16 protein-coding genes are annotated in these 13419 nt (G+C 66.8%); 9 read left to right on the top strand and 7 right to left on the bottom strand.

The genetic code is table 11. The features are described from left to right. Positions 1 to 296: 296 nt before the first annotated feature. A complete protein-coding gene (locus VCJ71_RS08270; RefSeq protein ID WP_324640413.1) occupies positions 297 to 1997 on the bottom strand; it encodes a serine hydrolase in 1701 nt (566 codons plus the stop codon). A 106-nt stretch (positions 1998 to 2103) separates the two neighbouring features. Next, positions 2104 to 3000 (bottom strand): alpha/beta fold hydrolase, encoded by an 897-nt coding sequence (locus VCJ71_RS08275; RefSeq protein WP_324640415.1) that lies wholly within the window; start codon positions 2998 to 3000, stop codon positions 2104 to 2106. Between the two features lie 174 nt (positions 3001 to 3174). Here VCJ71_RS08275 and VCJ71_RS08280 point away from each other — a divergent pair, with 174 nt between their 5' ends. From VCJ71_RS08280 to VCJ71_RS08290, 3 genes are read left to right on the top strand one after another with little or no spacing between them, the layout of a single operon-like run. Beyond that, positions 3175 to 3675, top strand: coding sequence for a hypothetical protein (locus VCJ71_RS08280; RefSeq protein WP_324640417.1), 501 nt, complete (start codon positions 3175 to 3177; stop codon positions 3673 to 3675). 28 nt (positions 3676 to 3703) lie between these two features. After that, positions 3704 to 3955, top strand: coding sequence for a hypothetical protein (locus VCJ71_RS08285; RefSeq protein WP_324640419.1), 252 nt, complete (start codon positions 3704 to 3706; stop codon positions 3953 to 3955). Further along, positions 3955 to 4242 (top strand): hypothetical protein, encoded by a 288-nt coding sequence (locus VCJ71_RS08290; protein ID WP_324640420.1) that lies wholly within the window; start codon positions 3955 to 3957, stop codon positions 4240 to 4242. The genes VCJ71_RS08285 and VCJ71_RS08290 overlap by 1 nt, the downstream gene beginning before the upstream one ends. A gap of 93 nt (positions 4243 to 4335) precedes the next feature. On the opposite strand, the gene nadB is transcribed toward VCJ71_RS08290, so the two are convergent. Next, positions 4336 to 5955, bottom strand: coding sequence for an L-aspartate oxidase (gene nadB, locus VCJ71_RS08295; RefSeq protein WP_324640422.1), 1620 nt, complete (start codon positions 5953 to 5955; stop codon positions 4336 to 4338). A 124-nt stretch (positions 5956 to 6079) separates the two neighbouring features. Between nadB and VCJ71_RS08300 the strand changes: the two genes are divergently transcribed. Together VCJ71_RS08300 and VCJ71_RS08305 are read left to right on the top strand one after the other, a co-directional pair. After that, positions 6080 to 6649: a L,D-transpeptidase family protein gene (locus VCJ71_RS08300; RefSeq protein WP_324640424.1), complete on the top strand. Its 570-nt coding sequence runs from the start codon at positions 6080 to 6082 to the stop codon at positions 6647 to 6649. A gap of 122 nt (positions 6650 to 6771) precedes the next feature. Then, positions 6772 to 6957: a hypothetical protein gene (locus tag VCJ71_RS08305; protein ID WP_290136189.1), complete on the top strand. Its 186-nt coding sequence runs from the start codon at positions 6772 to 6774 to the stop codon at positions 6955 to 6957. A gap of 4 nt (positions 6958 to 6961) precedes the next feature. On the opposite strand, the gene VCJ71_RS08310 is transcribed toward VCJ71_RS08305, so the two are convergent. After that, a complete protein-coding gene (locus VCJ71_RS08310; protein ID WP_324640426.1) occupies positions 6962 to 7432 on the bottom strand; it encodes a hypothetical protein in 471 nt (156 codons plus the stop codon). 77 nt (positions 7433 to 7509) lie between these two features. Next, positions 7510 to 8448 carry an ABC transporter ATP-binding protein gene (locus VCJ71_RS08315; RefSeq protein WP_324640428.1) on the bottom strand — a complete coding sequence of 313 codons (939 nt, stop codon included), beginning with the start codon at positions 8446 to 8448 and terminating at the stop codon, positions 7510 to 7512. Between the two features lie 77 nt (positions 8449 to 8525). Here VCJ71_RS08315 and VCJ71_RS08320 point away from each other — a divergent pair, with 77 nt between their 5' ends. The 3 genes from VCJ71_RS08320 to VCJ71_RS08330 all read left to right on the top strand — a co-directional run bounded on the left by VCJ71_RS08320 (position 8526) and on the right by VCJ71_RS08330 (position 9876). Continuing rightward, entirely contained in the window at positions 8526 to 8756 is a 231-nt protein-coding gene (locus VCJ71_RS08320; RefSeq protein WP_324640430.1) for a zinc-finger domain-containing protein, read from the top strand. A gap of 75 nt (positions 8757 to 8831) precedes the next feature. Next, positions 8832 to 9281: a CHRD domain-containing protein gene (locus tag VCJ71_RS08325; RefSeq protein WP_324640431.1), complete on the top strand. Its 450-nt coding sequence runs from the start codon at positions 8832 to 8834 to the stop codon at positions 9279 to 9281. 85 nt (positions 9282 to 9366) lie between these two features. Continuing rightward, positions 9367 to 9876: a DUF924 family protein gene (locus VCJ71_RS08330; RefSeq protein ID WP_324640906.1), complete on the top strand. Its 510-nt coding sequence runs from the start codon at positions 9367 to 9369 to the stop codon at positions 9874 to 9876. On the opposite strand, the gene VCJ71_RS08335 is transcribed toward VCJ71_RS08330, so the two are convergent. Both VCJ71_RS08335 and VCJ71_RS08340 read right to left on the bottom strand, forming a co-directional pair. Then, positions 9877 to 11244, bottom strand: a complete 1368-nt coding sequence (locus VCJ71_RS08335; RefSeq protein ID WP_324640433.1) for an MATE family efflux transporter — start codon at positions 11242 to 11244, stop codon at positions 9877 to 9879. It lies immediately after the preceding gene. Continuing rightward, positions 11241 to 11903 (bottom strand): endonuclease III domain-containing protein, encoded by a 663-nt coding sequence (locus tag VCJ71_RS08340; protein WP_324640434.1) that lies wholly within the window; start codon positions 11901 to 11903, stop codon positions 11241 to 11243. The genes VCJ71_RS08335 and VCJ71_RS08340 overlap by 4 nt, the downstream gene beginning before the upstream one ends. A gap of 91 nt (positions 11904 to 11994) precedes the next feature. Between VCJ71_RS08340 and VCJ71_RS08345 the strand changes: the two genes are divergently transcribed. Further along, positions 11995 to 13416, top strand: a complete 1422-nt coding sequence (locus VCJ71_RS08345) for a serine hydrolase domain-containing protein (RefSeq protein ID WP_324640435.1) — start codon at positions 11995 to 11997, stop codon at positions 13414 to 13416. Positions 13417 to 13419 lie beyond the last annotated feature (3 nt).

Raw genomic sequence — 13419 nt, forward strand, 5'->3', positions numbered from 1 at the left:
GCCTAGGTTTTGGGGCTCCCCGGCCTTCGAACCACTAGATAGTGAATCAACACCGACTCACCGTCAATGCCGGATTAACCGTGATTCCGCGTGCCGACGGGGTGTATTAGCCATAGCATACGCCGCGACGCGTGGAGGAAGCTGGACTGGCGCCGCGCGCAAGCCCCAAAACGCATCTGTGAAGAAAAACATGGTGATTGAATCATTCGAATCCGCGCGTGAATCAATCGTCCGCGCGCGGGCACGAAAGTTGCGCTGCGGGAGAGTGCGGCACCCTCCCGCAGCGGGACGTTTGCCTACTCGCCGGCCTGTCGGACGAAGGGGAGTTCCTGCCCGCCCTGGCGGATCACGAGGCCGGTGACGGCGCCCTCCTCGCGCTGGAAAGTGACCGTGGCATCGACGCCCTGCACGGCGAATTCGGTCTCGCTCGACGGCGTGAGCGGAAGCGCATTCTGCGGGCCGAGCTTGCCGGTCAGCCGGCCGTCCTCGCCCATCGCGACCACGAGCACGCCGATGGCCGATTCGTAATTGCCGACGTAGGATTCCAGCACCGCGGCGGGCACTTCGGCGACCTCCGGCTCCGGAACGTCGCCGGTCCGCGTAGCGATTTCCGCCGCCGTCTCGCCGTTCTGATGCATCCGCATCACCGGCACGCCGTCGTCGGACATGGCGATTTCGAACCACGTGAGGCTGCCCGGGCCATAGTGGAAACGGTTTCCGCCCGCAGCGTAGACCCGCGTTTCGCTCGCCCCTTCGCGCTGGGTGTAAAGCTGCCCGTCGCGTTCGAAGAACACGCGCGCGCCGCCACCGTTCGCGATGGCGTAGCTGCCGAAATACGGGGCAAGCGCGGCGATGTCGGCATCGACGGTGGCAAAGCTTTCGTAAGGATCGCCGATCGCGATGGCGGCAAGCCGGCGCATCGTGGTGCCGGCGCCGACCGCGGGCGAATCGGAATTTGCGAGTACGGCGACGAACACGTCTTCGTCCGGTAGGTAGATGCTGTCTGTCGAGAAGCCGAAGATGCCGCCGCTGTGGCCGATGGCCGGGCGACCGCGCAAGTCGCTGAGGCCGAGGCCGTAGCCGTAAGGTATTTCTTCCCCGTCGGTCAGCACGGTCGGGGCGGTCATCGCAGCGTAGGTCTCGGCGCCCAGCACCTTGCCGCCGTGGAGCGCGCTCGCCCACTTGGCGAGATCGAGCACCGTCCCGCTCAGCGCGCCGGCCGCGCCCGGAACCGAGGGGTGGATCGGCTTGGAGGCGGCGAAGCGGTTCTCGCCGTCGAACGTGTAGCCGGTGGCGAAGGCGGTGGTGGCGGCTTCGTCGGTCCGGAAGCCCAGCGTCGCGAGCCCGAGCGGGGCGGCGATGCGGCGCTCCATTTCCTCGTACCACGGGCGGCCGGAGACCTCTTCGATGATCACGCCGACAAGGTAGTAGGCGCTGTTGTTGTAATTCCACGCGCTGCCCGGCGCGAATTCCATCGGCTCGGCGGAGAAGATCGCCACCAGCTCCTCGTTTGTCAGCGGCTGGGCCGTGTCGGTCTCGGCCATCCAGCCGGGCAGGTTGGTGTAGGACTTGATGCCCGACGTGTGGTTGAGCAGCCGGCCCACGGTCACCGCCGCGCCGTCGCCCGGATAATCGGGCAGGAACTTCGAGACCGGATCGTCCAGCGACAGCAGCCCGTCATCCACCATCTGCAGCAGTGTGGCCGCAGCGAACTGCTTGGTGATGGAAGCGTAGCGGAAGACCGACCCGTCGGTCAGCGGCACGCCGGTTTCCCCGTTCGCGACGCCGCGGGCGGCGGTATAGACCACGTCCCCGCCGCGCGTGACGATCACTGCAACGCCGGGCTCGTCAGCGGCGTAGCTGTCCGTAACCAGCCGGTCGAATGCGGCCCGCTCGGCCGTGACGTCGACGGCGGGCGGCGCGTCCTGCGCGGCCACAGATAGCGGGGCGAGGCTGGCGCCCGCGAGCGCGGCGGCGAGCAAATGGCGGAATTTCATGGCTTTCTCCCTGAGCGTGTAATGCCCACCTAACACACCTCGCACGCCGAGCAAAGCCCGGCGGACGAGCAGCGTTCCTGCCTCGACGGGGGGCTTCGCCTGCCGCTCAGGCGTCCTGCATCGCCCCGCGGGCATGGTCGGCGATGGCATCGGCCACTTCGTCGACCAGTTCCAGCGGCAGGTCGTGGCCCCAGCCCGGGATGGTCTTCAGCCGGGCGCCCGGGATGCTCGCCGCCGTGTCGCGCCCGCCTTCCACGGGCACCAGCGGATCGTCCTCGCCATGCAGGACCAGCGTGGGCAGGCGCACGTCCTTCAGCATCGCGCGGCGATCGCCGTCGGCGACGATGGCGGACAGGTGCCGCGTCGGCCCTTCGGGATAGAAGCTGCGGCGCACATTCTCGCGCACCCGGTCGCGCAGCCGCTCCTCGTCGGCGGGATAGGCAGGGCTGCCGATGGTGCGCGACAGGTGCATGCCGTGCGCGACCAGCACGTCTTCCTCGGTCGATTTGGGCCGCTTCACCAGCGCCTTGATCGCCTCAGGCTTGGCGGCCGGCAGTTTCGGGTTGCCGGTGGTCGAGAAGATCGAGGTGAGGCTTAGTGCACGGTCCGCATGGCGTGCGGCGACGTGCTGCGCGATCATGCCGCCCATGCTCGCACCGACGATATGCGCGCGCTCGATGCCGAGTGCTGTCATCAGGCCGATCCCGTCGTCGGCCATGTCCGCCAGCGTATAGGGCACGCTCGGCGTCATGCCGATCTTCGACATGATCACCATCTTGAGCATGCCGGGCGCCTTCACCCCGTCGAATTTCTGGCTGAGGCCGACATCGCGGTTGTCGTAGCGGATGACGCGGAAGCCCTTGGCCACCAGCGCCTCTACCAGCTCGATCGGCCACAGGGTCAGCTGCGCGCCGAAGCCCATGATCAGCAGGATCGGCGGGTCGCCCGGATCGCCGTGATCTTCGTAATGGATGGTGATTCCGTTGGCGGTGGCTTCGGGCATTCTCGCTCTCCTCGGCCACGGTGAATAGCAGAGCGCGCCCGCGCGGCAAGCGGCGGGCCCGCTAGCGCCGGGCAGGCGCTAGGCCGACTGCACTAGACCCCCTGTCGGATTTTCGCGGGGCCACCCCCGGCGTAGTTTCGCCTCTCAATTCAACCGGATCGGAAGAGGACCGCCATGACCGACAAGCTTGCGCTCGATTGCCCCAGCGCGCCGCACCAGCACCCGGAAGCCAAGCTGTTCGGCGTCGTGCTGGAAGAAGAAGGCCAGCCGCGCGTCGCCTATCTCGACAAGCAGGCGCGCCAGCCCGACCGGCTCGATGTCGAGGCGCTGGGCGTCGACCCCGGCCATGCGCTGCGCTTTTCCGCCCCCTGCGCCAACAGCGGCTGCGGCCAGTGGCGCGACGGCGGCTGCGGCCTCGGCAAGGAAATCGTCAAGCGGCTGGCCCCGGTGGTCGACGTGGCGCCTGCATGTACCCTGCGCGCCACCTGCCGCTGGTTTGCCGAGAACGGCACCGCAAGCTGCCTGCGCTGCCCGCAGATAACCACCAAGCGCCGCGCCGACGAGGCGGTACTGCCGCCCCCGCGCATGCCGCGCACGCCTTTCGGGCCGCATCGGCCCCACGCCATCCCGTCACCCGCCTCCGACCCGGACGGCGGGGCAAGGGTCCACGCATGAGTGTCCGGGTCTTTCAATGGAGAATGTCATGAACAGCAAGAAGATGGCTGCCCGCATGGGCGGTGCCGATCTCGCTGCCGGCATCGCGGCCGCATCGGCCAGCGCCAAGGCACGGATCGAAAAGATGAACGAAGCCGACATCGCCGGTGTGGCGGGTGCGGGCGACGAGGGCATCCTCGGCGGCGGCGACGTCACGATGGGCCTGTTTCCCGATCCGAACGAGCCGCAGCCCGGTTCGATCGAATATATCATCAAGCAGCTCAACGGGATGCAGAACTGATGGCCGGCCCCGCAAAGGCTCGCCGCCTCGGCAATGCCGACCTCGCCGGCTCGATCGCCGCTGCGGCTGGCGTCGCAAAATCGCGTATCGAAGCCCTCGATGCGGGTAGCGTCGACAGTGTGTCGGGTGCCGGAGATGATCCGTTCGGCACGGACCCGGGCATCGGTATCTTCACCGGTGGGACCATCGTCTATGGCATGTATCCGGTGACCGATCCGACGAAGACGGATCCGTTCGGTCTGCCCGACCCCAACGATCCGACCGGCATGGGCGGTCTGGAGCTTTAACTTCGAGCTTGGGTCGGCCGGTCTTCACCCGGTCGGCCGGCTCTGGCGGCCGCGGTGGTCCATCATGCCGCGGCCGCTTTTTTTGCGCCCGACCTACGGCACCAGCACGGTGTCGCGCGCGACCTCGTCGGTTTCGGGATAGTCGAGCGTATAATGCAGGCCGCGGCTTTCGTGGCGTTTGAGCGCGCTCTGCACGATGAGATAGGCGGCCTGGTGCAGGTTGCGCAGCTCGATAAGGTCGGTCGTCACGCGGAACGAGCCGTAATATTCCTCGATCTCCTGCCCCAGCAACCGGATGCGGTGCGCCGCGCGTTCCAGCCGCTTGGTGGTGCGCACGATCCCGACGTAGTTCCACATGAAGCGGCGGATCTCGGTCCAGTTCTGCTTGATCACCACCTCCTCGTCGGAGTCGATCACCCGACTAGCATCCCAGGCGCGGATTTCGGGGGGATCGTCCAGCGTTTCCCAGCGCGCGAGGATGTCGTCCGCCGCCGCCTCACCAAAGACGAAACATTCGAGCAGGCTGTTGCTCGCCAGCCGGTTCGCGCCGTGGAGGCCACTTTCGGTGCATTCGCCCGCGGCCCACAATCCGGGCAGGTCGGTGCGCGCGTCGAGGCCGATGAGGATGCCGCCGCAGGTATAATGCTGCGCCGGTACGACCGGGATCGGCTCCTTTGTCATGTCGATGCCGAGGCCCATGAGCTTCTCGTGGATCGTGGGGAAATGCTCCTTCACGAATTCGGGCGGCTGGTGGCTGATGTCGAGATGGACGTAATCGAGCCCGTAGCGCTTGATCTGGTCGTCGTTGGCGCGGGCCACGATATCGCGCGGGGCCAGCTCCATGCGCTCCGGATCGTATTTCTCCATGTAGCGCTCGCCGGTGACGGGATTGAACAAGCGCCCGCCCTCGCCCCGCACCGCCTCGGTGATCAGGAAGTTCTTGACCTCCAGGTTGTAGAGGCAGGTCGGGTGGAACTGCATCATCTCCATGTTGGAGACGCGCGCACCCGCCCGCCAGGCCATCGCGATCCCGTCGCCCGTCGCGCCGCGCGGGGCGGTGCTGAATAGGTAACAGCGCCCCGCACCGCCCGCCGCCATCACCGTGGCGCGCGCCACATGGGCCTCCACCTCGCCGGTTTCGGTGTTGAGCGCATAGGCGCCCCACACCCGCCCGCTGCCCGAATATTTCACCGCGTTGCGCCCGGTGATCAGGTCGATGCAGCTGCGGTTCGGCAGCAGGGTGATGTTGGGATTGGCCTCCGCCGCCTTCAGCAGGGCCTCCTGCACGGCCCAGCCGGTCGCGTCGTTGACGTGGACGATGCGGCGGTGGCTATGGCCGCCCTCCCGCGTCAGGTGGAGGTCGCCGTCGCCGCCCTCGTCGGGCAGCTTCTCGCGGTTGAACGGCACGCCGAGTTCGCACAGGCGGTCGATCGCCTTGGGCGCGTTCTCGATGACGAATTCCACCGTGTCGCGATCGTTCAGCCCGGCGCCGGCCACCATCGTGTCGCGGATGTGGTCCTCGAACGTGTCGCCTTCGTCGAGCACGGCGGCGATCCCGCCTTGCGCCCATGCGGTGCTGCCCCCGGTCAGCGATCCCTTGGCAAGGACGAGAACCTTGCGCTGTTCGGCAAGCTCCAGCGCGGCGGTCAGCCCGGCCGCGCCGGATCCGATGACGAGGACGTCGTGTTGGGGTATGGTCTGGGGGGTGGTCATGGCCGCGTCTTAGGCCGCGACGGGCGCGCACGACAAGCCGCTTCGCTACTTCGCAGGTGCAGCAATTCCCGGAACCCGAACGCCTGCCCGGCCGTTTCCCGATCAAACAGTTTCAGAGGTTTCCATGTCCCGTCTTTCCTGCGCACTCGCGGCTGCGCTGACGCTCTCGCTCGTCCCCGCCGCATCCGCTTTCACCGCCGAGGCGATCAATTTGGGATCGGAGGATTTCGACGCGCGCCAGCAGGCCGCCGTCCTGGCGCTTGCCGGTCTGGAGGATGTCGAGGCTCAGTATGGCAACCTCTCGCTCAAGCCCGGCCAGTTCCGCTGGAGCGACGATGGCGCCAAGGCGTCGCGCGTCGTCGTGAACCTCAACGAACAGCTCCTGTTCGTCTATTCGGGGAGCGACCTGGTCGCGGTCTCGACCATTTCCAGCGGCACCGCGAAAAACCCCACGCCTTCGGGCATTTTCCCGATCATGGAAAAGCGCCGCATGCACCGTTCCAACCGGTACAACGACGCGCCGATGCCGTTTATGCAGCGGCTCGACAACTACGGCATCGCGCTGCACGCGGGCGAGCTTCCCGGCTATCCGGCCTCGCACGGCTGCATCCGCCTGCCGCGCGAATTCGCCGCCAAGCTCTTCGCGGCGACAGAGGTTGGCACCGAAGTGTTGGTCGGTGCTTATGTGGAATAAGGGCGCCCGATAACGGCGCGGCGACGCCAAGCCACGGCCCGTCGCAGCGCGCTTTTCCCGCGCGAAACCGCCCATAACAGTGGCTGCGACGGGGATCCCGGGGGCGGGAAGGGTCGTTTTAAATGTTCATGGGGAGGATCGCCTGCGCGGTCGGCAAGCATGCCGCCGACCCGCGCGGCGTGCGCCAGCTTTATTCCAACCAGGTCGGCCGTTGCCGCCATTGCCGCAAGCCGCTGGAAAACGACGGCGCTGGATGGCGGGTGCTGGCAATCCACGACGCAGGCCTCGATCGCCGCGCGGTGGACTGAAAGGTCAGGAATAACCGCAGAGCAAGGTGGTCTCTGCCGCTTCGCCCGGCATCAGGGTGACGAACATTTCGTACACCCCCGCGCTTCGATCAGCGGTCGACCTTGCGAAATCGAAACCTGCTCGCTCCAGCACCGGACGCACTTGCGCTTCCGGAGCTGCGAATGTGACGCCCCAAGGATAGGGATCGCCGCCGGCATAGCGCGCAGTGTGAATGGACTTGAGCGGCAAGCCGTAGAGAGTACCGTCGACCGGGACGCTTGCCGTCCGGTTCTGTCCTACGATCTCCACCTCGATGGTGCCGAAGTTGCGGCGAAACGCGGCGGGTACGATGACAGCGCCCGTTTCGATCCGACCGTTCTCGTCCTGCTCCAGTAACCCGTCGAGAAGAATGCTGAACGCTGCCGAAGGCTCGCACTTCGCCGGATCGGTGAAAGAGATCACCGGCGCCATGTCGCGGCCTTCGGGTCCTTCCAACCCTGGACCCGTTGCGCAGCCCGTTATGCTTGAAAGCAGGATGGACCCTGCCACGAATACATCGCGCATGACGCCTCCTATCCTGCCTTGGTCAGCTCCACGAAAACGTCCTCGAGGTCGGCTTCGCGAGTCGTGACATCCTCGATAGCATAGCCGTGGCCCTGCACCTTGGCGAGCACCTGCCCGGCGGTCATCTCGTCGCGGTTGTATGTGACCTCCAGCGTGCGCGCGTCGATCACGTCGGCCCTGGTGAAGCCTTCTTCCATGACCGGTCCGGCCAGGTCCTTGTCCACGCTGACCCGGACAATCTTTTCGCGCGCCATGCCGATCATCTCGCGCGTCGGCTTGTTGGCGATCAGTTCGCCGTGGTTGATGATGGCGATCCGGTCGCACAATTCCTCGGCTTCCTCGAGGTAGTGCGTGGTGAGGACCACGGTGACGCCGTCGCGGTTGAGCTCGGTCACCAGTTCCCACAGCTGGCGGCGCAGGTCCACGTCGACGCCGGCGGTGGGCTCGTCCAGCACCAGGATCGGCGGCGAATGCACCATCGCCTTGGCAATAAGCAGGCGGCGCTTCATCCCGCCCGACAGCTGGCGGGTATAGGCATCGCGCTTGTCGGCGAGGTGGACGGCGCGCAGCAGTTCTTCCGACCGGCGCAGCTTTTCCGGCACGCCGAACAGGCCGGCCTGCAGCTCCAGCGCCTCGAACGGGGTGAAGAAGGGGTCGAAAACGATTTCCTGCGGCACGATGCCGATGCTGGCCTTCGCGTTGCGCCGCTCGTCATCGATGTCGAAGCCCCAGATGCTGGCGCTGCCGGAGGTCTTGTTGACGAGCCCGGCGAGGATGTTGATCAGCGTGGACTTGCCGGCGCCATTGGGGCCGAGCAGGCCGAAAATCCCGCCCTGCGGAACATCGAAGCTGACGCCTTTCAGAGCCAGCTTGTCCTCCTGGCCCTTGTCCCCCTTGTAACGCTTGACGATGTCGCGGATGGCGATGGCGGGGGTGTCGTGGCTCATGCGCCTGCCCATGCCCCGCGGGCAGCCGTGCTGTAAAGGCTTTGCAGGGCCAGCCGCGCTTGCTATCGGCGCGGCCCATGACAGACGCCGCGTCGATCCCCGCCCCCGAAACCAGCCTGGTCGAAACGCGCCGCGTGTGGTGCGACGGGGCGACCGATATCCGCAGCGGCGAGCTGTATCGCGCAGCCGCGCTGGGCCATCCGAAGACCTATTTCGAAATCGGCGCCGAAGGCTTCGTCGACTGCGGCTATTGCGACCGGCGTTTCGTCCTGAAGGGCGGCCCCGCGGATGACGGCAGCCACGGCTGACGAATGTTTGCTCCGGCGGGAGCCGATTGGCCCTCCCGCGCGTTAAGCCCGATTATCGGGTATGGAGTAACCCCCATGAAAATGAAGACTATTTCGCTGCTGGCCCTGTCCGCTGCAGGCCTTTCCGGATGCGCCACGCTGGAAGAAAGCGCGGCTGAACTCATCGCGCAGACCTACGATGCCGAACTGACCGGCGGACAGATCGTGGGCGCGGGCGACCCGGATGGCTTCGCCACCTTCGAAGTCACCGTTTCGGACGAGCTCGGCCAGGTCTGCTACGACCTCAACGACGAACGCAACCTCGGCACCGTGACCGCCGTGATGCTGCACCGCGGGTCAGCCGGCACCAACGGCCCGATGATTGCCAATTTCGACCGCAACGAGCAGAACGGGTACCAGGATTGCCTCGATACGCCGGACTGGGTGCAGGGCTTCATCGAAGCGGACCCGACCGGCTTTTACGTCATGGTCCACACTGCGGATTATCCCAACGGCGCCGTTCGCGGCCAGCTCGACAGGGATTGATTGCATGGCGCGACCCTGCGCATGATGGCTTTGTCGGCCGATCCCGCCGGGTCGCTCCCCCCAATGGGCGCAAGACCTGCTGCACCTGTGGTTTCACCAATTTTCAAGCGCGGACTGGTTCCGCAAGAACGACGCGGTGGATGCGATGCTGGCGCGGCGTTTCGGCCACTGGCTGGACGCGTTGCAAGGCCGGCCCGTGCAGGAATTCCTGACCTCGCCGCGCATGGCGTTGGCAGCCGTCCTTCTGTTCGACCAGGTTCCGCGCAACACACAGCGCGGCAGCGCGCGCAGCTTCGCCACCGATCCACTGGCCGTAGCCATCACGCGCGGCGCCATTGCGCACGGATGGCACCGGGCGATGGACCGGGACGAACGCCAGTTCCTCGCCATGCCGCTGATGCATAGCGAGGATATTCGCGACCAGCGACTGAGCCTTGCATATTTTGCGAAATGGCGTCCCGGCACCCTGCCGTTTGCGCGCAGCCACTGGCGCATGATCGCGCGCTTCGGACGTTTCCCGCATCGCAATAACGTGCTGGGCCGCAAGACGACGCCGAAAGAGCAGGCCGCCATCGACGCGGGCTTCAGCTGGTAATCAGGCGCTGCTTGGCAGCACCTTGCCCGCCGGTTCGCGCATCACCCACCATGCCAGCAGCGCGGCGGCAAGCCCGGTGACGATGTTTGCCGCAAGCTCGCTCGCGTAGATCGCGTCGGCACCCCACTGCGGGCGGAGGAACCAGGCGACCGGGATCATCACCAGCGCGACGCGGGCTATGGACTGGCCCAGCGCCAGCCCCGCGCGGTCGATCGCATTCATCGCTCCGTTGACGATGATGAACACGCCGAAACCCCCATAGCCCCACGCGGAGATGAGGATGAACCGCGCAAGTTCCTCGCGCACCGCCACTTCGTCGCTAAACAGGCCCGCGATGGGCTCGCGCAGCAATACGATCAGCGCGGCCACGGCGAGGCCGTAAACGAGGCTGAAACCGCCCGCCCAGCGGATCGCGGCGCGCGCGCGGTCGACCTTGTCGGCGCCGTAGTTCTGGCCAACGATCGCGCCGATGGAGCTCGACAGGCCGAGCAGTGGGACGATGGCGAAGCTCTGCACCCGGCCCCCCGCCCCGAAAGCGGCGACGGCATCCTGCCCGGCGCTGGCAACGAAAGCGGTCAGGATCGACAGGCCGACGGGGTTGATCGAGTTGGAGAATGCGGCCGGCCCCGCCACGCGGGTCAGCGCGCCGGTGTCGCGCTTCACGCTGCAATGCCGGATGTCGCCGGGTGCAAAGGTAATCTCGCTCGTCTGCAGCATCGCAAAGCCCACCACGGCGGACACGATCCAGCTGACGATAGTGGCATAGGCGGCGCCGGCGATGCCAAAGCCTTCGAAGCCGAAGGCCCCGGTGATCAGGATCGGATCGAGGATCCAGTTGACCACCGCCATGGTGATCAGGATCGCCATCGACCGCTTGGCCGCGCCCTGCGCCCGCAGCGCGCCGTTGACGCCCATCATCGCCGGCAGGGCGGCGAAGCCGAGCGCGTAGGGAAACATGTAGGCATCGACCAGCGGCCGCAGCTCCGGATCGGCCTGCATCAGCTGGAACAGCGGCTGGCGCACCAGAAGCAGGATCGCCGCCAGCGCCACGCCGACGCCGGCTGCCAGCAGGAAGCCCAGGTTGGCGAGCCCGCGCGCATGGTCCTCGTCGCCGCGCCCCAGCGCGCGGCTGACGACCGACGCGATGCCCGCCATCACGCCCACGCCCAGGCTCGACAGGGCCTGCGTGACCGGGAAGATGAAGCTGACCGCCGCCAGCTCCGCCGAGCCGAGCTGGCCGATGAAATAGGCGTCGATGATGCCGATCGACATGATCGCCGCAATGCCCACGATCATCGGCGCGGTCTGCGAGACGAGGTGCCCGCGGATCGAGCCCGTGGTCAGCCGGGCGGACTTGCTTTCGCTCATGCGGCGTTGCCTACGCCTCTTTCCCGATACCACAAGCACAGATCGCCGACCGGGCAGGTTTCGCATTTTGGCGCGCGGGCGGTGCAGATGCGCTTGCCGAACTGGATCAGCCAGAAATGCCCGTCGCGCAGCGCCCATTGGGGTGAGCGATCCTCCAGCTGCTGTGCGGTCTTGTCCGCCGTCTTCGCCTCGGTCAGGCCGATGCGGTTGCACACGCGGTGCACATGCGTGTCGACCGCGATCACGTCCTGCCCGAAGGTGAAGCTGAGCACGATATCGGCGCATTTGCGGCCGATGCCCGGCAGGCTCATCAGTCCTTCGCGCGTATCGGGTACCACCCCGCCATGTTCGGCCAGCAAGGCCTCGCAAAAGCGGCGGATAGAGCGGGTCTTGTTGTTGTAGAGGCCGCACGGCTTGATCGCGGCGGCGATGTCGCGGTCGTCCAGCTCCAGCATCGCTTCGGGCGTGGTGGCAAGGGCGAACAGCGCGCGGCTGGCGGCGGCGGTGTTGCGGTCGAGCGACTGCGCGCTCAGCATGCAGGAAACGCAGCTGCGAAAGGCATCGGGCTGCCCCTTCGGCCCCTTCGCATTGGCGGTGCGCCCCGGCATCGCCCGTGCCAGGCGGCGAAAGACTTCCTCGACGTGTTCGGCATCCAGCATTGCCCTGTCAGCGATCGCCGACCCCGCAGGTTCCGCAGGACAGCCGGGCGCGTGTATTGCATTTGCAACACACTCTTGCGATAGAGCCTGCATGATCACGACCCGCTGGCTGCTCGCCCCCATCGCCCTTGCCTCCACGATGAGCTCTGCGTTCGCGCAGGAAGATGCCGATGCTCAGGCCGAGATCGAGCAGCGCATCGTCCTGCCCGTGGCGTTCGCCGGGGAAGAGGATAACGCCTCCACGCTCGAAGCACGGATGGCCAAGCTCGGCGTCCCGTCGGCCAGCGTCGCGGTGTATCGCGGCGGCGAGCCGGCGTGGGCCGAAGCCTATGGCGAGGGGCTCGATACCGATACGCTGTTCCAGGCGGCTTCGCTTTCAAAGGCCGTGGCGGCCGCCGGGATCGTGCTGCTCGCAATGGAGCGCGGCGTCTCGCTCGATGAGGACATCAGCGGCGACCTCGCCGGGCTGGACCTTGCAAGGATCAACCCCGACGGCGTACCGATTACCCTGCGCGGCCTGCTGTCGCACACCAACGGCGCGGCGGTGCCCGGCTTCCCGGGATATGCGGCGGACGCCGAGGTGCCGAGCACGGCGCAGGTTGTGATGGGCGACGGGCCGACGAACACCGGCATGGTCGTTCTGAGCGAAGAATTGATGGGCGAGTATCGCTATTCGGGCGGCGGCTACACCATCGCGCAGCTATGGGCGGAGCAAGTGAGCGGCGAGGATTTCCCCGCGCTGATGGAGCGCCTCGTCCTCGGCCCGGTCGGTATGCGGCGCAGCCTCTTTTCCGCCGACCGCCGGGACGATTTCCCGCGCCGCAACGTCGCCGAAGGCTTCGTCTATGCCGGAAGCCCGATCGCGGGCGGGTGGAACGTTTACCCGGAAATGGCCGCCGCCTCGCTGTGGACCACGCCAGGCGATTACGCGCTGTTTGCCAAGGCCCTGATCGATGCCCACCGCGGGGAGCCGGACGCGGCCCTGCCCGCGGTCCTCGCGCGCGAGATGCTGCAGCCGGTGGCGAACGATTACGGGCTCGGCATCGGCGTGGGCAATACGGACGGCGTCCTCTCCATCGGCCATTCGGGATCGAATTACGGCTACAAATCGAATTTCGTCGCCTATCCCGAAACGGGCGACATGATCGTGGCGATGGCGGTGTCCGAAAGCGCCTGGCCCCTGCTGGCGGACGTCACGCGGACGGCGGCGCGGACCTATGGCTGGCCGGGCGGTGAGCAGCGCGGCCTGACCCGCTATCCATCGGCACAAGCGGCGCTCGAAGCGATTGCCGGCGAATACCGGATGCCGGACGGCAGCGGCCCGCTCGTTACGATCACGGTGGACGGCGCGGACCTCGCCGGATCGCTGCCCGACGGCCAGACTTTCAGGCTGGTACAGATCGCGCCGACCGTGTTCATCGATCCGGAGGATGCGCAGGAAATCGTCATCGGCGTCGACGCCGACGGCCTGATTTCGTTGACCGCAGGCCAGAACGTCTTCGTCCGGCAATGAGGC

Source organism: Pseudoblastomonas aquimaris (assembly GCF_035481675.1).
GTDB lineage: Bacteria > Pseudomonadota > Alphaproteobacteria > Sphingomonadales > Sphingomonadaceae > Alteriqipengyuania_B.

What these genes read in the sequence shown, in the direction of transcription:
- VCJ71_RS08270 (WP_324640413.1), bottom strand. Translation starts at nt 1,997, where the DNA reads ATGAAATTCCGCCATTTGCTCGCCGCCGCGCTCGCGGGCGCCAGCCTC.
- VCJ71_RS08275 (WP_324640415.1), bottom strand. Translation starts at nt 3,000, where the DNA reads ATGCCCGAAGCCACCGCCAACGGAATCACCATCCATTACGAAGATCAC.
- VCJ71_RS08280 (WP_324640417.1), top strand. Translation starts at nt 3,175, where the DNA reads ATGACCGACAAGCTTGCGCTCGATTGCCCCAGCGCGCCGCACCAGCAC.
- VCJ71_RS08285 (WP_324640419.1), top strand. Translation starts at nt 3,704, where the DNA reads ATGAACAGCAAGAAGATGGCTGCCCGCATGGGCGGTGCCGATCTCGCT.
- VCJ71_RS08290 (WP_324640420.1), top strand. Translation starts at nt 3,955, where the DNA reads ATGGCCGGCCCCGCAAAGGCTCGCCGCCTCGGCAATGCCGACCTCGCC.
- nadB (WP_324640422.1), bottom strand. Translation starts at nt 5,955, where the DNA reads ATGACCACCCCCCAGACCATACCCCAACACGACGTCCTCGTCATCGGA.
- VCJ71_RS08300 (WP_324640424.1), top strand. Translation starts at nt 6,080, where the DNA reads ATGTCCCGTCTTTCCTGCGCACTCGCGGCTGCGCTGACGCTCTCGCTC.
- VCJ71_RS08305 (WP_290136189.1), top strand. Translation starts at nt 6,772, where the DNA reads ATGTTCATGGGGAGGATCGCCTGCGCGGTCGGCAAGCATGCCGCCGAC.
- VCJ71_RS08315 (WP_324640428.1), bottom strand. Translation starts at nt 8,448, where the DNA reads ATGAGCCACGACACCCCCGCCATCGCCATCCGCGACATCGTCAAGCGT.
- VCJ71_RS08320 (WP_324640430.1), top strand. Translation starts at nt 8,526, where the DNA reads ATGACAGACGCCGCGTCGATCCCCGCCCCCGAAACCAGCCTGGTCGAA.
- VCJ71_RS08325 (WP_324640431.1), top strand. Translation starts at nt 8,832, where the DNA reads ATGAAAATGAAGACTATTTCGCTGCTGGCCCTGTCCGCTGCAGGCCTT.
- VCJ71_RS08335 (WP_324640433.1), bottom strand. Translation starts at nt 11,244, where the DNA reads ATGAGCGAAAGCAAGTCCGCCCGGCTGACCACGGGCTCGATCCGCGGG.
- VCJ71_RS08340 (WP_324640434.1), bottom strand. Translation starts at nt 11,903, where the DNA reads ATGCTGGATGCCGAACACGTCGAGGAAGTCTTTCGCCGCCTGGCACGG.
- VCJ71_RS08345 (WP_324640435.1), top strand. Translation starts at nt 11,995, where the DNA reads ATGATCACGACCCGCTGGCTGCTCGCCCCCATCGCCCTTGCCTCCACG.